Origin of the sequence: Mycobacterium persicum, assembly GCF_002086675.1 — a bacterium.
In the GTDB taxonomy this organism is placed as follows: Bacteria; Actinomycetota; Actinomycetes; order Mycobacteriales; family Mycobacteriaceae; genus Mycobacterium; species Mycobacterium persicum.
Genome location: NZ_MVIF01000087.1, coordinates 1 through 25185 on the forward strand (window position 1 = coordinate 1; position 25185 = coordinate 25185).

Annotated in this window: 21 protein-coding genes and 2 pseudogenes; 13 read left to right on the top strand and 10 right to left on the bottom strand. The window is 65.4% G+C overall.

What is annotated here, in order from left to right; translation table 11 throughout:
• From BST40_RS30215 to fni, 3 genes and pseudogenes are all read left to right on the top strand, one after another.
• A pseudogene (locus BST40_RS30215) lies at positions 1-244 on the top strand (PE-PGRS family protein); the annotation flags it as partial.
• A 392-nt stretch (positions 245-636) separates the two neighbouring features.
• A complete protein-coding gene (locus BST40_RS21485; protein WP_075546414.1) occupies positions 637-1608 on the top strand; it encodes a hypothetical protein in 972 nt (323 codons plus the stop codon).
• 176 nt (positions 1609-1784) lie between these two features.
• Positions 1785-2810, top strand: coding sequence for a type 2 isopentenyl-diphosphate Delta-isomerase (gene fni, locus BST40_RS21490; RefSeq protein WP_167381699.1), 1026 nt, complete (start codon positions 1785-1787; stop codon positions 2808-2810).
• Here the strand turns inward: fni and BST40_RS21495 are convergent.
• The 9 genes from BST40_RS21495 to BST40_RS21535 form a co-directional block, all read right to left on the bottom strand.
• Positions 2770-3405, bottom strand: coding sequence for a MarR family winged helix-turn-helix transcriptional regulator (locus tag BST40_RS21495; RefSeq protein WP_082275331.1), 636 nt, complete (start codon positions 3403-3405; stop codon positions 2770-2772). The two genes, fni and BST40_RS21495, sit on opposite strands and share 41 nt — an antisense overlap.
• A gap of 111 nt (positions 3406-3516) precedes the next feature.
• Positions 3517-5799, bottom strand: coding sequence for an MMPL family transporter (locus tag BST40_RS21500; RefSeq protein WP_075546416.1), 2283 nt, complete (start codon positions 5797-5799; stop codon positions 3517-3519).
• Positions 5800-5842: 43 nt separating this feature from the next.
• Positions 5843-6154 (bottom strand): lycopene cyclase domain-containing protein, encoded by a 312-nt coding sequence (locus BST40_RS21505; protein ID WP_075546417.1) that lies wholly within the window; start codon positions 6152-6154, stop codon positions 5843-5845.
• Positions 6151-6474 carry a lycopene cyclase domain-containing protein gene (locus BST40_RS21510; RefSeq protein WP_075546418.1) on the bottom strand — a complete coding sequence of 108 codons (324 nt, stop codon included), beginning with the start codon at positions 6472-6474 and terminating at the stop codon, positions 6151-6153. The genes BST40_RS21505 and BST40_RS21510 overlap by 4 nt, the downstream gene beginning before the upstream one ends.
• Positions 6471-7418 (bottom strand): phytoene/squalene synthase family protein, encoded by a 948-nt coding sequence (locus BST40_RS21515; protein WP_075546419.1) that lies wholly within the window; start codon positions 7416-7418, stop codon positions 6471-6473. The genes BST40_RS21510 and BST40_RS21515 overlap by 4 nt, the downstream gene beginning before the upstream one ends.
• Positions 7415-8956, bottom strand: a complete 1542-nt coding sequence (gene crtI, locus BST40_RS21520; protein WP_083155483.1) for a phytoene desaturase family protein — start codon at positions 8954-8956, stop codon at positions 7415-7417. Before crtI ends, BST40_RS21515 begins: the two co-directional genes overlap by 4 nt.
• A 13-nt stretch (positions 8957-8969) precedes the next feature.
• On the bottom strand, positions 8970-10004 hold the full coding sequence (locus tag BST40_RS21525; protein WP_082275340.1) for a polyprenyl synthetase family protein: 1035 nt from the start codon (positions 10002-10004) through the stop codon (positions 8970-8972).
• Positions 10005-10405: 401 nt separating this feature from the next.
• Positions 10406-11953, bottom strand: a complete 1548-nt coding sequence (locus tag BST40_RS33335) for a cellulose binding domain-containing protein (RefSeq protein ID WP_083155486.1) — start codon at positions 11951-11953, stop codon at positions 10406-10408.
• Between the two features lie 138 nt (positions 11954-12091).
• Positions 12092-13804 (bottom strand): CocE/NonD family hydrolase, encoded by a 1713-nt coding sequence (locus BST40_RS21535; protein ID WP_075546422.1) that lies wholly within the window; start codon positions 13802-13804, stop codon positions 12092-12094.
• Positions 13805-13867: 63 nt separating this feature from the next.
• Here BST40_RS21535 and BST40_RS21540 point away from each other — a divergent pair, with 63 nt between their 5' ends.
• From BST40_RS21540 to BST40_RS21555, 4 genes are all read left to right on the top strand, one after another.
• Positions 13868-14467 carry a TetR/AcrR family transcriptional regulator gene (locus BST40_RS21540; RefSeq protein ID WP_240316508.1) on the top strand — a complete coding sequence of 200 codons (600 nt, stop codon included), beginning with the start codon at positions 13868-13870 and terminating at the stop codon, positions 14465-14467.
• Positions 14468-14645: 178 nt separating this feature from the next.
• Positions 14646-14948, top strand: coding sequence for a hypothetical protein (locus tag BST40_RS21545; RefSeq protein WP_082275341.1), 303 nt, complete (start codon positions 14646-14648; stop codon positions 14946-14948).
• A gap of 128 nt (positions 14949-15076) precedes the next feature.
• Positions 15077-15820, top strand: a complete 744-nt coding sequence (locus tag BST40_RS21550) for a M15 family metallopeptidase (RefSeq protein ID WP_082275334.1) — start codon at positions 15077-15079, stop codon at positions 15818-15820.
• 88 nt (positions 15821-15908) lie between these two features.
• Positions 15909-16721 (top strand): class I SAM-dependent methyltransferase, encoded by an 813-nt coding sequence (locus BST40_RS21555; RefSeq protein WP_075546424.1) that lies wholly within the window; start codon positions 15909-15911, stop codon positions 16719-16721.
• Positions 16722-16725: 4 nt separating this feature from the next.
• On the opposite strand, the gene BST40_RS21560 is transcribed toward BST40_RS21555, so the two are convergent.
• Positions 16726-18270: an amidase gene (locus tag BST40_RS21560; protein ID WP_075546491.1), complete on the bottom strand. Its 1545-nt coding sequence runs from the start codon at positions 18268-18270 to the stop codon at positions 16726-16728.
• A 162-nt stretch (positions 18271-18432) separates the two neighbouring features.
• Between BST40_RS21560 and BST40_RS21565 the strand changes: the two genes are divergently transcribed.
• The 6 genes and pseudogenes from BST40_RS21565 to BST40_RS21590 all read left to right on the top strand — a co-directional run.
• A complete protein-coding gene (locus BST40_RS21565; RefSeq protein ID WP_083155490.1) occupies positions 18433-20010 on the top strand; it encodes a methylmalonyl-CoA mutase family protein in 1578 nt (525 codons plus the stop codon).
• Complete coding sequence (locus BST40_RS21570) at positions 20011-20436, top strand: cobalamin B12-binding domain-containing protein (RefSeq protein ID WP_075546425.1); 426 nt, start codon at positions 20011-20013, stop codon at positions 20434-20436.
• Positions 20421-21377, top strand: coding sequence for an LLM class F420-dependent oxidoreductase (locus tag BST40_RS21575; protein WP_075546426.1), 957 nt, complete (start codon positions 20421-20423; stop codon positions 21375-21377). Before BST40_RS21570 ends, BST40_RS21575 begins: the two co-directional genes overlap by 16 nt.
• Positions 21374-22426: a CaiB/BaiF CoA transferase family protein gene (locus tag BST40_RS21580; RefSeq protein ID WP_082275335.1), complete on the top strand. Its 1053-nt coding sequence runs from the start codon at positions 21374-21376 to the stop codon at positions 22424-22426. Before BST40_RS21575 ends, BST40_RS21580 begins: the two co-directional genes overlap by 4 nt.
• Before the next feature lie 139 nt (positions 22427-22565).
• Positions 22566-23559: pseudogene (locus tag BST40_RS21585) on the top strand (DDE-type integrase/transposase/recombinase); the annotation flags it as partial.
• Between the two features lie 936 nt (positions 23560-24495).
• The coding region (locus tag BST40_RS21590; RefSeq protein WP_142276776.1) for a PE family protein at positions 24496-25185 on the top strand (690 nt) is incomplete at its 3' end.

Here is a 25185-nt window from a genome sequence, read left to right on the forward strand (position 1 = left end):
CGGCGGGGACGGTGGGAGGGGTGGTGACGGCTCCACGACTGGAATCGGCTTCGGCGTCGGCGGCATGGGCGGCGACGGCGGCGACAGCTCTACCCCCTTAGCCAGCGGTGGCGGCGGTGGCAACGGTGGCGATGCCCACGCGCCTGATCCGGACAATGCCACGGTGGGCGCCGGCGGCGCCGGCGGCCGGGGCGGCTCGGGAGGTTCCGCCGGCGCAACCGGGAGCAAGGGAACAGTCTTCTGATCGATCATCCTGCCACCTGTCGTTCATAGCTGCCGACCCCAGTGGGTCGCGCCTACGGGCATCATGATGTGGCTTCAAGAACTATGGGAAGACGGGGTTGGCCACGCCAGCCCCTCGTGCTAGGTGGAGCTGCGGTGAGGTGTCCTCGGCGAGTTGGGCTTTCACCCGCTGCCGTACCACCGCGAGGCCCTGCGGCCGGACGCCGACCTCGGGGACAACGATGGTGTTGGTGGTCTGACGAGTAGCCCGAAGTTACGGTGACTCGGCCGCGACGCCCATGCTGACTGCGGTTTTGGCGAAGCCCTCGGCGGTAGTCGTTGCGGTGGAGCCCTTGTCGACCCGGATGTAAGCGACGGCGGGCGCAGCTGCCTAGTGCCGAATACTGTCAAGCCATGGTTTCGGACGCCGCCGGCGCCCTCACCTCCCTGGTCAATGCGAGCGCCATGCTGCTGGTGCCCGCGGTGATGGGATTTTCCACGGTGCTGTGCTTGGCGCGAGCACCGAGCCCGCTGACGCTGGTTGCCATCCACGAATACCTAGGACGCGCCAAGGCTTTCGATCGCTTCTGGCTGCTCGCCGCCTTCGGATGGATCGGTTGGGCCGCCGTTCAGGGCGGCGCGCCGGGCTGGACGGTCGCGGCCGGAGCCGCCGCGCTGGTCTTGTCAGGCCACCACTTTTGGCTGACGGGATCGCTGCGCAGGATGCTTGCGCCGATGGTCGAGGCAATACTGCGCGCCGGCCCGGTGACAACGGTGAGCGAGGACGGACTGTTCGTCGCTCGTCGTCGAACTCGTGAAGACACTCCCGCCCTGCCGATCGTTTGGGCTGTCCGAGCACTCGCGTTCGTGTTACTCGCATGCATCGTGCTCTTCCTGGGCGTCGCGCTCGCCGCGGATCCGTCGTCATTCGGCCTGGCAATCCTTGTCGGTGGCTTCTGGCTCTCACTCGGCGTGATCGGGATCGACCTGGCTCAGGACGTCTGGCCCGGCACGACCACATACGCCCGGCTCGCCGAGTGCTCCCGGTACTACGTTCAGATGTTCGAGCAGTGGAAGAACATCGGGGTGCTCGTCGGCTTTGGCATCGTGTTGATCGGCGCACCGATCGCCTGGGCGATCGGGCGTGCTGGTGCCCCCGTGCTCGCGTTTCCGCTCTGGACCGGGGCCTGCCTCGTCGTCGCTATCTCCTTCAACAAGGTGTTGCACCGGATTGGATGGAGTCGAAGCCGGGTTCCGTTGCCGGTCTCGGTGAACCAATACAGCGCGACACATCCACTGTGGGCCCACTCCTTCACCTTGATTCATGTCGTGATGGCCGTCGCGCTACTGGCCGGGCTCGTCGCGCTGCACCCGGTTCACCCCTAGGTTCGCCCGCGGTCATCCCATGGTCGCCGATCGACGACGGCGAAGCCTGCTTAACATTTCAATCTCTTAACAAAAACTGTGGACCGCTAAGCTACGCTGGGGCGGCACCTGATTACGTCGACGAGGATCGCGATGACAACATTTGTCGGTGTCCCGTGACGACCGATCCGGCCGAAATGGGGCGTCGCAAACGGCGCCACATCGATGTGTGCCTCAACGGCGACGTCGACTTCGCCGGGGTAACGACCGGGCTGGAGCGTTATCGCTTGCCGCTCAACGCCCTGACCCAAACCAGCCTTCACGACATTGACATGTCGGCCGACTTCTTCGGGATGCGCCTGCGTGCGCCGATCCTGATCGGTGCGATGACCGGCGGCGCCGAACTCTCGGGAACGATCAACCGCAATTTGGCGACCGCCGCGCAGCGGCTTGGTCTTGGCATGATGCTCGGATCGCAGCGGATCATGCTGGACAGATCACGGGGGGATCGGGCCGCGGCCAGTTTCGAAGTGCGTGACGTGGCCCCGGACGTGCTGCTGATCGGCAACATCGGCTTGGCGCAGCTGACGAAAGCCGCCGTGCCCGACATCAGCAGCGCCCTAAACCGGGTGGGAGCCAATGCCCTTGCGGTGCATGTTAACTCGTTACAAGAGGCCATCCAGAACAACGGGGACACCGACTTCACCGGATCGCTGCAACGGCTGTGCGATGTCGCCGGCGCGCTGGACTGCCCGTTGCTGCTCAAGGAAGTGGGCCATGGTATCGGCGCTCGGGCGGTCGCGCTGTTGACCCAGCTGCCCGGCGATTTGCCGGTGTCCGGTATCGACGTGGCCGGCGCCGGGGGCACCTCATGGTCGAGAGTCGAGCAGCTGGTTCGCTACGGTGAACTGCGCTACCCGGACCTGGCCGACTGGGGCATACCGACGGCCCAGGCGATCGTCGAGGTGCGCCAAGCATTGCCGACGATTCCGCTGGTCGGCTCCGGCGGTATCCGCACCGGGATGGACGCGGCCAAAGCGATCGCCCTGGGTGCGGATGTGGTTGCGATGGCTCGCCCGCTGCTGGCTCCCGCGATTGAGTCCCCGGATGCCGTCGAAGACCGGCTGCAACCGTTCATCGAGGAGCTTCGCATCTGCCTGCACTGCTGTGGCGCAACGGATCTCAACGCGCTGCGCGCCGTCGGCGTGACCCCGATCCGGTAGCCAGCCCCGGCTCGGCCGTCGCCGGTTTCGACGGCGGCTTTCGTCGCCTGCCGGGTGCCGCCTTCGACGATTCCTCGGTCCGCGCCGACGACTCCGTCGGCGACGGGTAGAGCTCGCTTTCAAATGCAGACATCCCCGCGATCATCGCGGTAAGTACCTTGTGGGCACTGCGCAGATCCCGGTCAGGCAGCTCGGCCAGGGACGCACGGAGATGTTCGCCCAGGGGCCGGAAGAACTCGTGAGCCAACTGCATGCTGCCGTCCTGCAGCCGCAGCAGCGACCTGCGGCGGTCCTCGACATCCGGTTCACGGCGGACATGTCCGGCGTCGATCATGCGATCGGCAAGATAGGTGATGGCCGCCGCCGACACGTCCAGGCGCTGGCTGAGCTGGGCAGGTGTCAACGGTGTGCCCGCTGTCTCGGCGACCATGAGGTGCAGCAGTGCGTGAAAGTCGCCGTGGCTCAAATCGTTCTGCCGAGCATAATAGCGGCCGACCCGGTCGGAATGAGCGGTGATCGTCCGGAGGTCGGCCGACAGCAGCCTCTCCAACTCAGCCCGAGTCGGCTGTCGATTCGCAGCGACGCGCTTGGTCACTTGCCTGCATCCTTCATGGCGATAAGGCGATAGCTTAGCCGGTGCCCCTTTCACGTGGTCCTCGACGCGGTCCTTAATAGTCTTAACAGTGCCGCTGCGGAAACGCGGTAGCTAGCCGTTGGCCGTGCGGGCCGCGCCCACGGCTTCATCGACTTCACCGGCTTCATCGACTTCACCGGCTTTGCCGGCTCCACCGGCGAAGATCCGACGGTGCAAGCCGGCCAGCGGTCGCGGCGCCCACCAGTTCAGGCTGCCGAACACATGCATGAAAGCCGGTACCAGCAGCGCCCGTACCAGGGTCGCGTCGACCAGCACCGCGATCGTCAGACCCACTCCGAACATGCGCATAAAAGACACGTCAGCGGATATCAGCGCCGCAAACGAGATCGACATCAACAGCGCGGCGGCGGTGATCACCCTTCCGGTGTGGGCCAGACCCAACGCGATGCTTTCGTCGTTGTCGGCGCGTGTCCGGGGTGACTGCAGCCAGTATTCGCGAATGCGCGCCAACAAGAAGACCTCGTAATCCATCGACAATCCAAATGCGATACAGAACATCAGCACCGGAATGTTGGCGACCATCGTACCGGTCGGTGTGGTGCCCAGCGCGCCCAGATGCCCGTCCTGGAAGACCCATACCAGCGCGCCAAAAGCCGCTGTGAGGGAAAGCATGTTGAGCAGCACCGCCTTGATCGGCAACACCAGACTGCCGGTCATCAGGAATAGCAGCACCACCGTGACCGCCGCGATGAAACCGAACACCACCGGCAATCGTGACGTGATCCCGTTGACGCAGTCGTGATTCATCTGAGCGATTCCCGTCATCTGGACCGGGTGACCGCCCGCCAACGGGACGGCATGCAAACGGTCCAACTGGGTCTCTGATGCCGGCGTGTACAGCGGTGCGGTGCTGTCCACGGTCAGGTATGCGCTGCCGGCTGCCATTGCGGCCGGTGCCGACGGCGGCCCGGTGAGCCGGCCGGCCACGAACGTGCCCGTCGGCGCGGACACCGCCGCCACATCGGGCACCCGGGACAGCTGTGCTGCGTACTCGTCGAGGTCTGGCTGTGTCAGGCCGGCGGTGTCGGGGATGACGATCGTCACTCTGGTTGCGGAGTTGGAGGTGAAGTCGCTGCGGATCCGATCGCTGACCATCCGCGCCGATGCCGACGACGGCAACACCCGGTCGTCGGGGTAGCCCCACTTGATGCCGAGGAACGGTATTCCCAACGCGATCAATAGCGCAATGATGGCCAGGCCCACCGGAATGGCATGACGCATCACGAATTTGGCTGTGCGGTACCAGAAACTCTGCGCTACGGGCTGCCGCGTCGGCTCGGGACGGCCTGATAACCGCCGGCCCAGCTGTCGTACGTTGAGCGCATCGAGCCGGCCACTCAATAGCACCAGCACCGCCGGCGCCACCACCACGGCCGCCAACGCGGAAAAGACCACGACCGCGATGCCGGCATAGGCGAAGGACTTCAGGAAATACATGGGAAAAACCACCATGGCGACCAGCGACAGGGCAACCGTCATCGCGGAAAACAGCACGGTGCGCCCGGCCGTCGTCATGGTGCGCACCAAGGCGTCGTCACGGTCCCGTCCGTCGGCGAGCTCATCGCGGTACCGGCTGACGATCAACAAGGTGTAGTCGATCGCCAAGGCCATCCCCAGCGCGATCGTCACGTTCAGCGCAAAGATCGACACGTTGGTGACCAGGGCAATCCCGCGCAGCACCGCGAGTGAACCCAGGATCGCGAAGCCGCCCACGGCTACCGGCAATGCCGCGGCCAGTAACCCGCCGAATACCCAGACCAGCGCGACGAAACTCACCGGTATCGCAATGAATTCCATTCGCAGCAAGTCTTTTTGGGTCTGCTGATTGACCTGTGCGTAGACCATCGCCGCGCCGCCGGCCAGTACTGTGACACCGTCGCGGTGCTGCGCGAGCCGGTCTGCGAGGGCCCGGGCGTGCGCGGGTGCGCTGCTTTCATTTCCCTTGAGCGCGGCCAGGATTATCGCGGACTTGCCGTCGGTGCTGACCATGCCGGGGGCCGGCCGGGGTGTGTCCCAGGGGGATACGACCTGAGCAACGAATGGTGACTCGGCAAGCTGTCGCGCGATATCCGTTCCGACGGCCCGCGCCGGGCCGTCTTGCACGCCGCTGTCCGAGCTCACCAGCAGCACCATCTCCATGTCGCCCCGGTGGAACTTGTCAGCGAGTACGGCTGCGGCGCGGGCGGATTCGGATGCCGGATCTACGAACCCGCCGGGGGCCAGACTGGTTGCGGCGGGAATACCGAAGATGGCAGCGCCGGCCATCACCAGGATCGCGGCCGCGATGATCCGTCGCGGTGCCGCGATAGCGATGCGCGCCATTGCCGACAGCATTGAGGCCTCCTCCGGCTCGATCCGCGATTAGCCGGCGCCGGCCTCATCGACGCACATGCCGGCGCTCCCACAGCAGCAGGACGGCGGTGACCATCGCGAAACCGAACAGGAAATCCTCGATCGGGATATCGAGCGGGAACCGCAGGCCCGTCGTTTGGTGTTCGTCGTAACTGACGATCGGCGAGCTGAGTTTGGTCAGCCAGCCGTCGACCGGGATCTGAAATCCCAGCACGATCAGCATCGACACCCAGTACGCCGGGCGCCGAAACACGCCGGTGCGCAAGAGCTTCAGCTCCAGTGCGGTGACGGCCACCACGGCGAGCACGGCCGGCAGCGTATATCCCAGCCCGGTCACTGACGGCTGCGCCGTTCGAGAATCGTGCCGATGGCATTGTAGGTCAGCAGCGCGCAGATCGGGATCACCACGAAGAACAGCACTTCTTCGACCGGCACTCGAAACGGAACCGACAGGCCGCTGATATAACGCGGGTCGTAGGTCCATATTCCGGCGGCGACGGCTACCTCATCCCAGAGGAGGAACACCGCCGCAACCGGCAGCACCGTTTTCGCCAGCCGCAGCGGTTGCCGGTAGACGCCGTTGCCGAAAAACTCCAACGGCGCGGTGATCGCCAGACAGGCGGCCAGGACCAGCAGGTATTGCCAGTGATCGCTCATGCGGCACCCGGCTCGGCCGGATCACTGTTGCGGGCCAGCCAGGCTTGGATCAATCCGGCTCCGGCGACCCGTAGCCGTCGTGCCTGCCCGACGGTGGCACGGTGACTGAACACCTCGAAATCGTCGTCTTCGATGCGATCCAGAATTTCGGAGTACAGCGTCAAAGCGGTTGCCACACACGGCCGGGAGCGAGGCGCCAGCATGGCGATCCCGTCGGCGGCGAACCGGTAGAGGTTCCTGGTGATCGCGTGCTGAGCCGCCAACGCGTTACGTACCCGGTTGTCGGTGCACCGATTCCGGTGGCACCACATCAACAGATCCCGGTCGACGCCATCGCCGGCTAGCTCGTCCGCGGGCAGGTAGACCCGGTTTCTTGTCAAGTCTTCGTCGATGTCCCGGATGAAGTTGGTGAGCTGGAAAGCGCGTCCGAGGGCGGCGGCGTGCGGGGCTGCCTCCGCAACCGGCACCACGGTGCCCAGGATCGGAAGTACCTGCAGTCCAATAGCTTCCGCTGAGCCGCGCATGTAGTCGTTGAGTACGTCGCGGTTGGGGTAGTCGGTGACCGTGAGGTCCATTCGCATCGATGCCAGAAAATCTTCGAACAGCTCGATATTGATGTCGTACCGGCGCGCGGTGTGGCGCACGGCTACCAGCACCGGGTGGTCGGTGAGGCCGGCGCCGGCGAAGAACCGATCGGAAAGCTCTTGCAACCGCCGGGCGCGAACGTCCATGCCCAGTTCGGGATCAAGCGAGTCGAGAATGTCGTCGGCATGACGGGCGAAACCGTACAGTGCATGCACCGGCGGTCGTTGGTCCGGCGCCAGCAATCGGGTGGCGAGGAAGAAGGTACGGCCGTGGGCGGCATTGATCCGCCGACAGCGGCGATACGCCCCGCGCAGCCGCGGATCGTGGATATCGGCGGCGTCTAATTCGTTGTGAATCATGACATCTGCGCTTTCACGTCGACTTTCATGTCAAAGTTGCGGGCTGGTCGGCGCACGGCGCCGGTGATGCGATCGGCGGCCAGCCGCCCGGAGATGAGCGTGGTGGGCACGCCGACGCCGGGAATGGTCGACGACCCCGCCAGTACGGCATTGTCGACGCCGCGCACCATGTTTGCCGGTCGAAACGGCCCCGTCTGACCGAACGTGTGCGCCAGCGCGAACGGTGTGCCCGCCGCCATGCCCTGACGCGCCCAATCGAGCGGGGTGACAACGTCGAGCACATCGGCGCTGCGGCGAAGCTCCGGCAGCAGCCGGACGGCGACGGTGTCGACGATCGATTCCGCGTAGGCGTTGCCAGCGGTGGGCCAGTCGACCGCGCCGGCGGCAAGGTTGGGTGCCGGTGCAAGCAGGTAGAAAAGGTCGCGGCCGGCGGGGGCCAGCGTCGGATCGCTCGCTGTCGGCCGGGTGACCAGCAGCGACGGGTCACGCATCAGCCGGCCGTCACGAATGATATCGGTGAAAGTCTGCTCCCACGCTGCACCGAAAAGGATTGTGTGGTGGGCTATCGGACGATCCGCCGACGCGACGCGGTGGCAGCCGGCGTGGACGACGACGGCCGACGGCGAGGCCCGCAACGCACGGACCCGACGCGGGGTGCGGCCCAATAGTCGGTACGTCGTCGGTAGTTCGGTGGTGAGCACGACGGCGTCACAGGGGATGCGCTGTCCCCGGTCGGTGCGCACGGCGGTGATGCGGTTGCCGCTGCGTTCGAGTTCGGTGACGCTGCAACGGTAATGAAACCGCACGCCGGCGCAGGTTCCGGCGGCCGCCAGCGCATCGGGTAGCGCTCGGACGCCGCCGCGCGGGAAGAACACTCCCGACACGGTGTCCATGTATGCGATCACGGCATACGCCGCCAAGGCGTCGCGCGGGGCCACGCCGGCGTACAGCGATTGGAAGGTGAAGATCCGCCGCAGCCGCGGGTCGCTGAGGTAGCGCCCGACCATGGCGTCCCAGTTGCGGAATCCACCGATCGCCGCCAGCCGCGCCAGCTGTGGTGTCAGCAGCGACAATGGAGAGTCGAAATTGGCGGCGATGAACCCGTCTATTTCGGTGCGGTACAGCCGCGTCAGCCACTCGCGCAACCGGCGGTAGCCGGCGGCCTCCCGGCCGCCGGCAAACGTCTGGATGGCCGATGCCATCCGGTCGGCGTCGCAATGCACGTCGAGAGAGCTGCCGTCGGCGAACATCGCGTGGTAAGCGGGGTCGACCGGGAGCAGTTCCAAGCGGCCAGAGCCGTTTTCGCCTACGGCGGCGAATACGTCGTCGATGATGTCGGGCATGGTGAGCACCGTTGGGCCGGTGTCGATGTGGTAACCGCCGACGTCGAGTCGCCCCGCGCGCCCGCCCGGCCACGGTTCGCGCTCGACCACGGTGACACTGCGGCCGCGCCCGGCCAGATGCAGTGCGGTGGACAGCCCCGCCAATCCCGCACCGATCACCACCACGTGGTCGGTGCGTCCCTGGATGGTCCGCATTACCGGGCTCCTCTCACGCGGTGCGCTCCACGCAGGCCTCCGCCAAGGTAGCCAGCGCCGTGCGTGCGGTGCAGTCGATCACGATGTGGTCCAGGACATTTCGAGCACGTTCAACGCGGCGTCTGATCATGCCCTCGATGCGCTGCGCGGCACCCGTCGCGATGATTACCGCCCGGAAGCGATCGAGCGCCGCATCGTCGAGGTGATCGGCACGCACCAGCTCGGCAAGCTCCCGGCGTGCCGACTGGTCGGCCATCTCATGGGCGGCCACCACCACGCTGGTGGCTTTGTGGTCGAGCAGGTCCCCGCCGTTGGGTTTGCCTGTGGTCGCGGGCGGGCCGAACACGCCCAGTAGATCGTCGCGCAGCTGGAAGGCTTCGCCGACATCGGCGCCGTAGAGCCCGAGTTGAGTCAATGTGCGATCGTCGCAGTCGGCCATCGCCGCGCCCATTTCCAACGGTCGGCGCACCGTGTAGTTGCCCGACTTGCGCCGCGCGATGTCGAGGACGGTCCGCAGCGACGGCTGGTCGCGGATATCGTTGGCCAAGTCGGCGAATTGGCCTACCGCCAGCTCGATGCGCATCGCGTCGTATCGCGGCCACAGTTGCTGCAGCCGGCGGGCTTCGACACCGCTTTCACGCAGCATCTGTTCGGCCCAGATGAGGCAGACGTCGCCCAGCAGGATGGCCGCCGATTCGCCGAATCGCTCTGCCGGCCCGGATAATCCACGTCGTCGGTACCACTCGGCCAGCTGGATGTGCACGGCCGGGTTGCCGCGCCGCTGCGACGATCGGTCCATCACGTCGTCCTGTAGGAGCGCAAACGCATGCAGTAGTTCCAAGCTCGCCGCAGCCGACAGGGCCGCGCGGCTCGGCGCGGCGCCGCACAGCCAGCCCAGGTACATGAAGGTGGAACGCAGGCATTTGCCGCTTGAGACGAACGTCAACAAGATTTCGCCCGCGGCCGCCGAAGCCGCCTCGTCGAGCTGGGATGCACAGCGCGTCACGACGAACTCCCCGACAGTGGCCAGGACCGCCTGCCGAAGCATGGCTCGCCAAGCGGCGGAATCGACGGCGGGTGATCGGTAGCCGGCGGTCGTCGACGACGAGTCCGCCGCAGCCGCTACTGTCACCTTCGGCAGTTCCGCCGTCGGCGGTTGGCGCGAAAAGCTGGCACACACCGGCTCATGCCTCCCTGTTCGTTGGGTAGCGAACGGTCTGCACCACGCTGAGAAGCGGCTGCAACGTTAGTGGCAGCTTAGGGGAGAACCGCGCATTGTGCTTAATAAACTTAAAAATTAAATATATGAAGTGTATATGAAGCCGCGGTTAGCAGTCGGGAAAGACGAACACCCGGCACCCCCCGGTTCCCGGGTGTTCGGTTCCGGATGGGCTGTCGAGGCACGTGGTCGTGCCGGATATGCCCGGACTGACGGTTAGTGAAGCCTGGTCAGTTGACGGTGGCCGAGAAGGAATTGACGGCAAGACCGACGCCGCCGTTCCACGGCTCGAATCCGGCCTGAATGCTGGTGAGGTACCAGGAATGGGTGATCGTGCCCCGGTTGCGGACGTCGCTGACGAAATCCAGCACGCTGAAGCTCCACGAATTGATCGGCGTCGGCGCGACGTAGGAGATCACGTTGTTACTGCCGTTGCTGCCTTGCCAGACATCCCAATTGCGGCCGCCGACGGTGGCCGTGCCGACCTGTGCGCCGACCGGTTGGATGGAGCCCTGGCGGTTGAACCAGATCATGATCTCCATCTGGTTGACGCCGTCCTTCTTCGGTGTCGGATCCAGCCAGATGTCGTACGCCGCATCGTAAGTGCCACTGGCGTAGCTGTAACTGACGCTGCTGTTAGCACTGGTGAGCTGGCTCAGCTGGGCCGGCAGCCTGCTGCCCGGGGAGCAATTGCTGTAATGGCAGCCCAGGTAGACCGACGGATAGGACAGCGGAGCGCCATTGGTGGGTGCCGAGCCGTCCTCTTTGGTGATGGCGAACCCGGTAGCGGTGACGTTGATGCACTGCGCGGCGCTGGTGCCCCACCGATTGTTCTGAACGACGTAGGCGCCTCCGATCGTCGTCGTGCCGAACTGATCGCAAATCTGGGTGCCGCTGGTGGTGGCGCTCGTGGTTGTCGTCGGAGTCGAGGACTGGCTGGTTGACGCCGATCCGCCGGTGCAGGATTGGCCGTTGAGCAGACAATTCGCCGGTGGCGCATACGCGCCCGTCTGGGCGGCCTGGAAACCGACGGTGACCGAATTGCCCGGAGCGATTGTGCTGTTGTAAGACTCGGGAGTCAGGACGTAATGCGTACCGGATTGGGCAAGGTTGCTGTTCCACGCATTGGTGATGGATTCGCCGGCGGGCAAGTCGAATTCGATTTTCCAATCGTTCAGCTGTGCGGCGCCCGGGTTGGCGATGTTGTAGTTGGCCACAAAGCCGGTATTCCATTGCGAGGTCACCGACAACGTCGCGGTCGCCGCGCCGGGGGTGGCAGATCCCGTCGTCGAAGTCGTGGTCGTCGGCGTGGTGGTCGTCGGTGTCGTAGTCGTGGTGCTCGGGGTCGATCCGGTGGTGCAGGGCTCTTCGTTGACCAGACAATTCGCCGGTGGTGAATAGGCGCCGGTCAGCGCGGCCTGGAAGCCAATGCTGATGGAGCCGCCGGGCGCAATCGTCCGGTTGTAGTCTTCGGGGGTCAGGACGAAGTGCGTCCCGGACTGAGCCAGCTTGCTACTCCACACATTGGTGATCGATTCGTCTGCGGGCAAATCGAATTCGACCTTCCAGTCGGCTAGCTGAGCCGAGCCCGAGTTCACAATCTTGTAGTTGGCCACAAATCCGGTGTTCCACTGCGAGGTCACCGCCAAGGTTGCGGTCACCGCGGCCGCATGAGCTATCGGAGATGCGACAATGACGGTGAAGGCAATGACGAATGCCGATACGACAACGTGAAATGCTGGGCGCCAGCATCTCTCATACGTGTTCGATCCGCGCATCCGGGCAACGTTATAGCTGAGCCAATGGCAATGGTGCTCATCGACTTCCAAAGCTGCCGTATCTTCGCCTAACCGAAACCGTCATGAAATATCGGTATTTACCGCTATTGGGCGATGCCGCGATCTGCCCGAAATAGGCTAGCCGAGTACCGGGAGCAGCAGCCGCGACGACGAGCGGACGGTGTTCAGGCTGCTGGTACCGACGCTGGCATGCCGGAACCCCATCATGGCGGGAACCGACGGATCTTGGTCGTCGCTGGTGAGCAGCAGCTGGATTCGGTGTCCGCTTTTGAACCGGCGAGCGTTGGCAACCAACGGGATTCGATACACGACGTCTTGTCCTACCGGTATCCCTTGAGCGTTGGTACAGGGCAATAATGGTGCCCCGGGCCGGCTGGCCGCCTCGTCGACCGCACGCATGCTGGCGCGCAGCCAGCCCGCCGTCACATCGGTGGTTTGGCCATCGGGCGCCACGTCCTGCAGCGTGGCAATCCACGCGGTGTCGATCGCCGTCGCCGATGCCACCAGTCGCAGCTCGATGTCGCCGACGACATCGAGGTCCTCGCTCAACGGGGTGCCGGTCCAGGTCAGCATCGACGGTGGATCGATAGCGCTCGGCTTGACGCGGCCCAATCCCGAACCCAGCACCATGAATTCGCGGCTGCCCGGCCCACCCTCGTCCGCGCGCAACGCGCCGTCGGCGCACAGGGCGAGTTCGCGGTGCGGTGTCATCGACGGCGGCCATGACTCGGCGGTACGCCATTCGTCAGCGCCCGGCAGAAAATAGCGGATCGGCGGCCCGTCGAGGATTCCGGTGTCGCGGCCCTTGAGCCAGTGGTCGTACCAGGCAAGCGCTTCGACGTGCAGACTTTCCCATGGCCAGGTCAGGCCGAACTTCCCGAGTAGGCCCATTCGAACACAAGCGTTGTCCGACAATGCGTTCCAGGTGGCAAATGTCGACGGGAGGTGTAGTGGCACGTTGTCCCAGTCGCAGCCGAGGTACACCGGGATGTCTATTTCCTTCAGTAACGGCAACAGGTTTCGCTCCTGCCACCACTGGTCACGGGTCGGATGCCGGACCGCGGCGTCCAGCCACAGCTCGTCCCACGGATGCGGATTGTGCGGCAGCCGGAGGAGCTGGCGCAGCATGGTGAGCGCCGACTCCCCGTTGAGGGTTGCGAACTTCTTGTGCACCCGCGGGCTGGTGAGCACCCGGCGAGCCAGACCGACGGGCTTGCTGCGCCAGAGCTTGTCGCTGCGCTCGGCCGTCAGGCCGGTCATCGCGAGGAACGGGGTGACGAACGACGAACTCAGCAGGCCGTGGTGGTTGGCTCCCTCGTAGAGGTCGGTGGTCACTGCCAGGGGGAAGATCGCCTTGAGGTGCGGTGGGCACACGACGGCGGCTTCGAGTTGGGTCATCGCGAAGTAGCTGATGCCGATCATGCCGACGTTTCCGTCGCACCAGGGCTGTGCGGCAACCCATTCGACAAGGTCATAGAGGTCCTGGCGCTCCTGTGCGTCGAAGAAGCTGAAGGTGCCGCCGGACCCGCAGGTGCCGCGCAGGTTGGCGATGACGTGCGCATAGCCACGCGAAACCCAGAAGTCGGTCGCGCCGGCCTCGATGAAGCCGGCGGGTGCGCCGAAGTCCTGCATCTGTCGCGGGTAGGGCGAGGCGGCCAGCAGCGCGGGGAAGCGGCCGTCGGAATCGGGTCGATGCACATCGGCCAACAACATCGTCCCGTCCCGGACCGTGATCGCCGCGTTGGTGTCGGTGCGGGAGATGTAGCGAGGCTCACTGAGGTTGCGGTACTGCCGGCCGGTGGTCTGCGGACCGTTGAGCGATGTCGTCATAATTTCACGCTACGTTGAAATTAGTCTCAACGCAAGATGAAATTCCGCGGGTATGGTGTGACTGTGGCGACACGATCCGGCACCCCCGGCCCGCGCGATGACCGTGGCGTGCTGGCGGCGCGCATTCTCACCGCGGCCCGCGACGAGTTCGCCGAACACGGCTGGGCCGGCACGGCGATCCGCGCCGTCGCCCGCGCCGCCGACGTCGACCCTGCGCTGATCTACCACTACTTCGGCTCCAAGGAAGGCCTGCTCGACGCGGCGACCGCGCCACCTCAGAAGTGGCTCGACTCGGTCGCCAAGACCTGGGCCACGCCACGAGACCAGCTGGGCGGGCAACTGATCCGCAACGTGCTCGATATCTGGACGGATGCAGAGGTCGGCCCCACGCTGCGCGCGGTGGTGCTGACCGCCGCCCACGAACCAACGACCCGCGAAAAGCTCCGGCTGATCGTCGAGCGCGGGCTGATCGGTGAGTCGACACTCGGTGACGACGAGGGCGAACGGCTGCGTCGCAGTGGGTTGATCGCCAGCCAGCTGATCGGCTTCGCCCTGCTGCGCTACGTCTGGAAAATCGAGCCGATCGCGTCGATGCCCGAGGACGAGGCGGTGGCAGCGCTTGCGCCCAACCTGCAGCGCTACGTCGACGGCGACATCACCTGAAGTGGGTTCGGGCGGATCGGCCCGTCCCCTGATCGGCTGACCTTGCCTTCCCCGGCGGGAGCCAGCCTTGTCGGTGACTTTCTGCTCTTGTCTGGGGTGGCGGATGGCTCACCATGGAAGTGCGGCAGTCGTTGACCAACAACGCCAAGCCGTCGAAATCGGTTGCCAGGAGGACCAAATGAACGCTGTAGCTCACGAGCAGCATGTGGGTCACGACCATCCGCATGGGCACGGGTGTGGGCATGTCGCGATTCCGCACGGTGATCACGTCGACTATGTGCACGACGGTCACCTGCATCGACAGCATGACGATCACTTCGACGAATGCGAACCGGCCGGCGGCCACGCGATGCACGAGGGGCACGATCACACTCATGGCGAGGGCTGCGGACATGTGGCGGTTCCGCACGGCGACCACGTCGACTATGTGCACGACGGGTGCCGCCATGCCGCCCACGACGGTCACTACGACGAGCACTGAGGCGAGGTTCGTAGCCCGCGTCGCACAGCCGGTATCGGTTCGGTAAAGCGTTTGCCGACTTTCGCCGACCTGCGTGTGGCTGCGCCCAATTGGGCACGAGCACCCGCGACAATGTCCGGATGCCTGGAATGCGGCGACTCTGTCCGGTTGTGGTCGCCGCGCTGCTCATCGCGGTTGCGGGTGGGTGTCAGGACGCCGGTGTCGCATCGCCCCGGTTGTCGGTGCGGCCCGTCGGGACCACGGTCCCGTCCGGCCCCGGCGTACCGCCGCTCAGCGACGCGGCGCACGCGGCCGGGTTCGTCGACATCCGAAGCGTGGTGGCCGACGCGATCATCGACCTGCGCTACGCGACGACCAACAATTTCACCCACACCCAGCTCTATCCGGCCGACGCCCGGTGCCTGGTACACCAATCGATGGCCCAAGGGCTTGCGGCGGCCGCGGTGGCACTGCGCCCGCAGGGGCACGTGTTGGTCTTCTGGGACTGCTATCGGCCACACGAGGCGCAGGTCAAGATGTTCAACGCGGTTCCCGACCCGACGTGGGTGGCGCGCCCGGGACCGTATGCCCGCAGTCACGAGGCCGGCCGCTCGGTCGATGTGACGTTCACCAGCCCACAACAAAACTGCCCGACCGAACGGCAGGTGGCCGGATTGTGCCTGGCCGACATGGGCACAGATTTCGACGATTTCTCTTCGCGAGCAACGGCATTCGCGACCCAAGGGGTGACCGTGGCGGCTCAGGCGAACCGGGCCGCGCTGCGGGAGGCCATGAAGTACGGCGGGCTGAAAGTGTACGCCGGCGAGTGGTGGCATTTCGACGGTCCCGGCGCCGACGTCGACCGCCCGATTCTCAACGTCCCGCTCGACTAGCGTCTCATATAATGAGACATCCATTTCAAATAGTGAGTTGCCCTTATAGGCTGGCGACGCCGAAGACGCGCCGACCAAGGGAACCGCCATGAACGACCGCTCTGCGACCAGCTACACCCACGGACATCACGAGTCGGTGCTGCGCAGTCATCGAGTGCGCACCGCGGAGAATTCCGCCAGCTACCTGCTGCCCCACCTGAAGCCGGGGATAACGGTGTTGGACGTCGGTTGCGGGCCCGCGACGATCACCGTCGACCTCGCCGCCCGGGTGGCGCCGGGATGGGTGACGGCAGTCGAGCGCACCGACGACGCATTGAGCCTGGGCCGCGCTGAGGTCGAGCGGCGCGGCGTGCCGAACGTCTCATTCGTGACCTCCGACGTGCACGCGCTCGATTTTCCTGACGACACCTTCGATGTCGTCCATGCCCACCAGGTGTTACAACACGTCGCCGATCCGGTGCAGGCACTGCGGGAGATGCGGCGGGTGTGTGCGCCGGGCGGAGTTGTGGCGGCTCGCGATGCCGATTACGGCGGATTCATCTGGTTTCCCCGGCTGCCCGCACTGGACCTGTGGCTGCGACTCTACGACCGGGCGGCTCGCGCCAACGGCGGCGAGCCGGACGCGGGCCGGCGGCTGCTGTCGTGGGCGCTGGCGGCCGGCTTCGACGACATCACGCCCACCGGCAGCATCTGGTGTTTTGCGACGGCCGAGACCCGCGACTGGTGGGGCGGAATGTGGGCCGACCGCATCCTGCAGTCGGACCTGTCTCGTCAACTTGTGGACTCGGGCATGGCCACAATAGTTGAGCTGAAAGAGATCTCGGCGGCGTGGCAGGCCTGGGCTAGCGCCCCGGACGGCTGGCTGGCGATGCCGCACGGCGAAATCCTTTGCCGAGCTTAGGCAATCAGCCCGGAGCGGCGGGGAAGCCCCCGCACAGCAATTCGAAGGCGGCGGCAACTCTCAATACGATGGCATCGTCGAATCGCTTGCCCACAATCATCATTCCGGCAGGAAGCCCGTCGACCAGGCCGGCCGGCACCGAGATTGCGGGGTGCCCGGTGATGTCCATGGGCGCCGTGTTGAGCGCCTTGCCAAATGTGTGTGGTAGCAACCCGACATCCCGCGGGCTGCCTTCTGGCAGCGGATTGGCCGTGCCGGGCACCGTGGGCATCACCAGCACGTCGTATCTGTCGAGCGCCCGGTCGTAAGCTATCCGCAGGTGCGGCACCAGATTACCTGCCTTGGCATAGGAGGCGCCGCCCAGCGTGTTTCGGCTGTAGTGGCCGCACAACGCCGTCGCCTTGATGGTGCTGGCGAATTGGTCGGCGTTGACCACGCGCTGTCTTGCGAAGTGCGCCATGAGTTCTGGGTCGTATAGTCCGCTTACGCCGAGCCCGTATCCGTTGCCCTCCAGCATCTGGTAGGTGGCGCCGTCGGTGATGATGACGTTGAAGACGTGAATCGCGCGCCGGTGCAGGGGCACGCTGATCTCGCCTACGGTACAACCGATTTCGGTGAACCGCTGGGCCGCAGACCGTACCAGCTCGTCGACCTCAGCCCGCGAGCTCGCCCACCCGAAGCCCTCGGTGAGAATGCCGACCCGCAACCCGGTTACGTCGCCGGTGAGCGCGGAGCGGTAGTCGAGCGGGGTTATCGTCGCCGGCTGGCGCGGATCGTGGTCATCGGGTCCGGCAAGCACCGTGAGCAGCAGTGCCGCATCGGCGACGGTGCGGGTCATCGGGCCGAGGTGATCGATGGTCCGCTCGATGGGAAACGCGCCGGTGTAGGGCACCAGCCCGTAGGTCGGTTTGAGCCCGACGATGCCGCACAGGGCGGCCGGGATGCGCACCGATCCACCCTGATCCCCGCCCAGGGCCAGCTCGACGTCACCGGCGGCGACGAGTGCGGCACTGCCACTGGATGATCCGCCCGTCTCCCGCGTCGGGTCCCACGGATTGCGCACCGGTCCGGAGGCGGCGGTGAAGCTGGATCCCGAGCAGCACAGGTCTTCGCAGACGCTCTTGCCGGCGATGATGGCCCCGGCGCCCAGCAGGCGCTGCACGACGGTCGCGTCGCGGCTGGGGACAAAGCCCTCGACCGCACGTGATCCGTTCATCATCGGGATGCCGGCCACGGCGATGTTGTCCTTGATCGCCACCGTCCGGCCCGACAGTGGACCGCCGGTTGCGCCGGAGGCGATCTCGGCCGTGACATACCAGGCTCCGAGCGGATTGTCGCCCGGCTCCGGGAATCGGTAGACCCGATCGGGCGGCTGCGGGGGGTGTGAGTGGTCATAGAGGTCGTCGTAGAGTTCGTCGACCACGTCGTAGGACCGCAGTGTGTGGGTGACGGCCGCCAGGTAATCCTGTCGGGCATCGTCGTCGAGGTGAAAACCGAAGTGCTCGGCAGCGGCGCGCAGGTCTGCCGCCGATGGCCGGGGAACCGTCATGTCGCCCTCCGTCATGCGTTGCTTGGTTGCCCTTCGGCAGCTGTGCGCGGATCGGCCGAGGCCGATGGGGCCGAGCGCTACCGCCGCCGAGCATTCTGCTATTTCACCTGGTCAAACCAGCGGTATTGGCATTCTCTTTTTTTGCAAGTACGTTATTCATCGATGGATAATGAAGCTCAGACCTCATCCGGCATCCCACTTGCGCCGGTGTACGGGCCGGCGGACCGCGAGGCTGAACCCGCGCCGCCGGGGGAGTTTCCGTTCACCCGGGGGAACTTCGCGTCGGGCTATCGGGGCAAGCTCTGGACGTTTCGCCAATACTCCGGATTCGGCACCGCCGAGGAATCCAACCGCCGGTACCGCTACCTGCTGGACCAGGGTGGAACGGGGCTTTCGGTGGCGCTCGACCTGCCCACCCAATGCGGCTTCGACTCCGACGACCCCGACGTCGTCGAGGAAGTCGGCCGAGTCGGCGTCGCCGTCGACACGCTGGCCGATGTCGAGGTCCTGTTCGACGGCATCCCGCTGGACAAGATCAGCACCAGCATGACCATCAACGGCACGGCGGCGATCCTGCTGGCGTTCTACGTCGCCGCGGCCGAGCGCCAGGGCGTGCCGCGGGCCAAGCTCACCGGCACCATCCAGAACGACATCCTCAAGGAGTACGCATCGCGCGGGACGTGGATCTGGCCGCCCGAGCCTTCGCTGCGGTTGATCGCCGACACCATCGAGTTCTGCGCGGCCGAGGTGCCGAAGTTCAATGCCATTTCGGTGGCCGGTGCGCACTTCCGCGACGCCGGTGCCACCGCTGTGCAAGAGATGGCCTTTACCCTGGCCGACGGCGTGACCTATTGCGACACCGTGGTGCGACGCGGCCGGATGACCATCGACGAGTTCGCTCCGCAGATCTCGTTCTTCTTCTACACCCACGGCGACTTCTTCGAGGAGATCGCCAAATACCGTGCGGGGCGGCGACGTTGGGCGACGCTGGTGCGGGAACGCTACGGCGCCAAGACGGATCGGGCGTCGATGTTCCGCTTCGGTTGCGTGTGCGGCGGCGCGTCTCTGTATGCGCCGCAGGCGCACAACAACGTGGTCCGGGTGGCCTACGAGGCGATGGCGGCGGTGCTGGGCGGCGTGCAGTCGATGTTCACCGCGGCCTGGGACGAGCCGTTCGCGCTGCCCACCGAGGAGTCCACCACGCTGGCGCTGCGCACCCAGCAGATCCTGGCCTACGAAACCGGCGTGGCCAGGGTCGCCGACCCGCTCGGCGGCTCCTACTTCGTCGAGGCCCTCACCGATGCCACCGAAGCCCGCATCATCGAGATCATGGCCGACCTCGAAAAGCACGGCGGGATGGTCAGTGCCATCGAGGACGGCTACCTGCAGGGGCTGATCGCCGACGAAGCCTTCAAGATGCACAAGGACATCGAGACGGGTACGCGGCCGGTGGTCGGGGTCAACCGGTTCGTCTCCGAAGAGCCCGAGCCCAACATCGTCACCTACGAACTCGACGCCGAGGGGCGCGACCTACAACTCAAGCGGCTGACCCAGGTCAAGGCCGAAAGAGACACTGCCGCGGTGCAATCCACACTCGCCGCGCTGGCCGCCGGTGCCGAAGGCGCCGACAATCTTATGCATCGGCTGATCGACTGCGCTAACGCCTACTGCACGATCGGTGAGATGGTCGCCGCGCTTAAGGCGGTGTGGGGCGAATTCCAGCAGCCGGTGGTGTTCTAGATGGCTACCCGGATCTTGGTGGCCAAGCCCGGGCTCGACGGGCATGACCGCGGCGCCAAGATCGTCGCCCGCACGCTGCGCGACGCCGGCTTCGAGGTGATCTACACCGGCATCCGGCAGCGCATCGAAGACATCGCCTCGATAGCCGTGCAGGAGGACGTGGCCGTCGTGGGGTTGAGCATCTTGTCCGGTGCGCACCTGGCGCTCACCGCGCGCACCATCGAAGCGCTGCGCGCCACCGACGCCGCCGACATCGCCGTCGTCGTCGGCGGCACGATCCCGCATGCCGACGTGCCCAAGCTGCTGGCCGCCGGCGCCGCGGCGGTATTCCCCACCGGGACACCGCTGGACGTGCTGGTACGTGACATTCGCGCTTTGACCGGCGTCCCGCAACCAGCCCCGGAGGAACCATGCGCGTCGGAGTGATGGTCGGTCCGGAGCTCGGCGATTCGGCCCGCAAGGTCATCCGGATGCTGGCCGACATCGACTGGGCCGAGACCGCCGGCCTGGACAGCGCGTGGATTCCGCAGATCCCCAACGACTTCGACGCGCTGGTGGCAGTGGCCCTGATGGGAACGCGGACCAGCCGCATCGAGTTGGGCACCGCCGTCGTTCCGCTGCAGGCGCAGCACCCGATCGCGTTGGCGCGCCAGGCTTTATCGGTGCACGCCGCCGCCGGGGGCCGGTTGGTGCTGGGTGTCGGACCGTCGCACCACTGGATCATCGACGACATGCTCGGTCTTCCCTACGAGCGCCCGGCCGGCTACACCCGCGACTATCTCGAAGTGCTGCACGCGGCCTTCACCAATCCCGGCCCGGTTGACGTGGAGAACTCCACCTTCCGGGTGCACAACCCGCTCGACCTGGCGCCGGTGGCGCCGCTGCCGGTGTTGGTGGCCGCGCTCGGGCCGGTGATGCTGACGTTGGCCGGAGAGCGGGCCGACGGCACCGTGCTATGGATGGCCGACGAACGCGCCGTCGCCGAGCACGTCGTGCCCCGGATCACTAAGGCCGCCGACAACGCCGGTCGCCCGGCGCCCCGCATCGTCGCCGGCGTCCCGGTATGTCTCTGCAGCACAAACGAAGTCGACGCCGCACGGGAGCGTGCCAACCGAATCCTGGGCGAGGCCGGGGTATCGCCGAATTACCAGCGGCTGCTGGGTTACGGCGATGCCAAAGACGTCGGCGACATCTGCGCGGCCGGCGACGAGGACGCCATCCTGGCCCGGTTGCGCCGATTCGCCGACGCCGGCGTGACCGATCTGTCGGTGCGCTTGTTGCCAATCGGCGGCAACCGCGGCGAACTCGTCGCGTCCAAACGCCGGACCCGCGAGATGATCGCTTCGCTGGCAACGGAGTTGCGGTGACTGGTCGAGGTCCGCTGGCGGGGATACGGATTCTCGAGGTCGGCACCATGCTGGCCGGCCCGTATGCCACCATGCTGCTGGCCGATCTCGGTGCCGAGGTGATTAAGATCGAGCCGCTGGGCGGGGAGATCTCCCGCAGCGTGGGGGAAAGCTACTTCGCCAGCCTCAACCGCAACAAGTCGAGCATCTGCCTGGACCTGAATTCTGAAGCGGGACAACAACGCATAGGTAAACTCGCAGCCCAGTCGCAGGCGCTTCTGGTCAATCTCAAGCCGTCGGCCATTCACCGGTTGGGGCTCACCTACCAGGCCCTGCGCCGGTGGAATGAACGGATCGTCTGCGTGGCGATCACCGGTTACGGTCTGGACGGCGGCGATGATCCGGCTTTCGACTACGTGATCCAGGCAGCCACCGGCATCGCGGCTTTGACGGGTGAGCCGGACGGGCCGCCGACACTGCCCGGCTACTCGTCGGCGGACAACTCCACCGGAATGTGTGCGGCACTGGGATTGTTGGCCATGATCGTTTCGGGTCGCGGCGGACAGGTGGACGTATCGCTGCGCGACGTCATGCTCTCGCAGCTGAATTACCACGCCGCCGGCTACCTCAACGAGGGCATCGAGCCGCGACGGCGGCATTATGGCGCGCATTCGTATTACGTTCCCGCTCAGCTATTTCCGACTGCCAGCGGGTATCTGGCGCTGTTCATCACGCACGACGGGTTCTGGAAATCCTTTGCCGCGGAGGCGGGTATCGGCGGTTTCGAAACAATGGCCCAGCGGGTGGCCCGAAGAGACGAGGTGCTCGGTGTCGTCACGGCGATGCTGGCGACCGATACCGCCGCCGGCTGGGAACGGCGGCTGCGTCCGCTCGGAGTGCCGGCCGCGGCCGTCTCCACCCTGCCCGAGGCGCTGAAGTCGACGCCGGAAATCGTTGTGCGGGCAGGTGATTTACGTCTCGTCGGAAATCCGGTGCGTGTCTCTGGCTATCAGCCCGACTATCGGCCGCCGCCGCGGCTCGGTGAGCACGGCGACGGGCTCAACGCTTGAGCTCGATGTTGTCAGCCTTCTCACATGATTTCGCCCAAACCCACCTTAAGATCAGTTCAATGTCAATTGATGCTGAGTTGGTAGCTGTGAAAGCGTCCCGGGTTTCATGCACACTTCCTTTCTTGGGAAGGATGGCACGATGCCGGGCAAGTACGACGAGAACACAAAGGCCAAGGCGGTCCGATTGGTCCGTGAGCATGCCGACGACTACGACTCGGAGTGGGCGGCGAATGCGCGCGACCTCGGCCCGGCTGGGGATGACCGCAGAGACGCTGCGCAAGTGGGTGCGTCAGGCCGAGATCGATGCCGGAGAGGTTGCTGGGGTGACGAGCGAGGAAGCCCGAGAGATCCGCGAATTCAGGCGGAAGAATCGTGAGCTTGAGCAGACTATCGAAATACTAAAAGCCGCAACGCATTTCTTTGCGCGGGAGTGCGACCCGCTACGTCGTTGATCTGCGCGTTCATCGATGAGCGCGCGAGGAGTTCGGGGTCGTACCGTTCTGCCGGGCACTGGCCGTGCACGGCGTACAGATCGCCCCGCGCACCTACTGAGCACACCAATCGGCGGCGCCGTCGAAACGGGCACTGTGGGACACCACGATCACCGACCCCGCTGCCGAACGGGCTGCGGACCTAGTGAAACGCCGCTTCAAAGCTGTCCGCCCAGAGGTGCTGTGGGTCGCGGACTTCACCGACGTCCAGCTGGTGTGCGGACGCTTCGTCTACACCGCGTTCGTCATCGACGTTTACGCCGGAGTGATCGTCGGCTGGGAGTGCTCCAACTCCAAGCACGCCGGCTTCGTCGAATCGGCACTACGACAGGCCGCCGCCCTGCGTCGCCGCCAGGGCCACGCGTTGCCGGGCGGCACAATCCACCATAGCGGCGCCGGAAGTCAATATACTGCAATACATTTCGGAGAGACGCTGATGATCGAAGGGCTGGTGCCGTCGATCGGAATGGTTGGCGATGCCGTCGACAACGCGCTCTGTGAGACGACCATTGGGCTGTACAAGACCGAGTGCGTACGCGAGGGCTCCCCGTTCCGCAACGGACCGCTGACCACCGTCGCCGACGTCGAGAGCATCATGTCTGCATGGGTGATTGGTACAACACGGCCAGGCTGATGCACCGCCACACCTGCCGAAACAACTCCTGACGTCACGCATGTCCTCCATCGCGATCCGAACACGTACGCGGCTGGCGCCCATCCGCGTAAGTATTGAAATCAGTTGTACAACTGCGCTATTGGCATATTGCCCCCTGTGGTGGGAGGCGTTGAGTCAATTTGATCACTACGCAGGGCATCCTGACCAGGGTCAAACCGCACCATTTACTCCAGAAGCCGGTGCAAAGATTCCCCGAATGCCGGCCACCCTTCGCGTCAGCGAGGTAAAACGTCACATCCAAGCGCCAAAGCCGCGGCAGAATGCACCACGTTGCTGAAACCGCTTGTGCGGGTGCCTGTTGCAGGCGCTCATCCCGAATGGCTTGCTGGATCGGCCTACCTTCGGTGGTGGCGTATGTCTGGACCCGCGCGCGCCGCCAGTGGTGCTCAGTTGTCTATTGGCCGAACCACATTGCGTCGCCTGACGGCTGTCTCGTCGCTGACCCACTGCCGACAAACCACAGACCGAGATCCCCTTTACTGCTGCGTTATTCGGCGTAGTTCAGCCGTATCCGTACCATCGGTGGCCGCCTTCTCGGCGCCACACTTGCGTTCTGCTCCGAATGATTTATGAATGCCTTCCTGGTGCGATGGGCGTTACCCCGACCCCATGCGCCGCGTCGGCCAGGCGTCTGTCAGAGGTAACAGCAGCAGCCAATAACGTTGTCCCTTTACTGCGATTTGAAGAGGCAGCGAGGACTGCCGCACGTGCGCGGGCCCACCCGATATCCTCCGCCTTTCTCACTGCGAGAACCCAGCACATCTCAAAGGCGCATGAATTGCGTTGAGGTTGTGGTGCCCTGCTAGAGTGCCGGTGTCCCGCGTCGGGTGGGAACGTCGACAGGTAGGCGCCTCGAAATATGCTGCAGGGCAGGGGCGTTGAGAGCTCATCGGGAGTGTTGTATGTCATTTGTGACAGCGGTACCGCAGACGTTAGAATCTGCGGCAACAGATTTAGCGGGTATCGGTTCAGCCTTGAACGACGCCAGCGCCGCAGCCGCTGCCCCAACAACGGGGATATTGGCCGCCGGCGCCGACGAAGTCTCTGCGTGGGTAGCGACGTTATTGAGTGCGCATGGCCAAGCATGGCAGGCGATGAGCCGTGATGCTGTCTGGCTTCACCAGCAGTTTGTCGATGTGCTCAATGGAAGCGCCTTTAAGTATGTGAGCACCGAGTTGGAAAATGCGGAACAACAGCTCGCAAACGCTGGGCAATGGCTAGAAAACACCGGGCAGAACGCGCTTAACACAGCCAATGCAGACAGCGTCTTCTTGTTCGGGCGCCCGATCATCGGTAACGGCGCCAACGGGGCTGCGGGGACTGGGCAAAACGGCGGCGACGGTGGATGGCTGTGGGGCAATGGCGGCAACGGTGGATCAGGTGCGGCCGGGCAGGCCGGTGGGAATGGCGGGGATGCGGGGCTGATCGGCAACGGCGGTGCTGGTGGTGCCGGTGGAACAGGTGCGGCCGGAGGGGCCGGCGGCACCGGTGGGTGGCTGATCGGCAACGGCGGCGCCGGCGGCATCGGGGGCGCGACGAACGTCGCGAACGGCACCGGTGGTGCCGGTGGGGCGGGCGGCAGGGCCTATTTG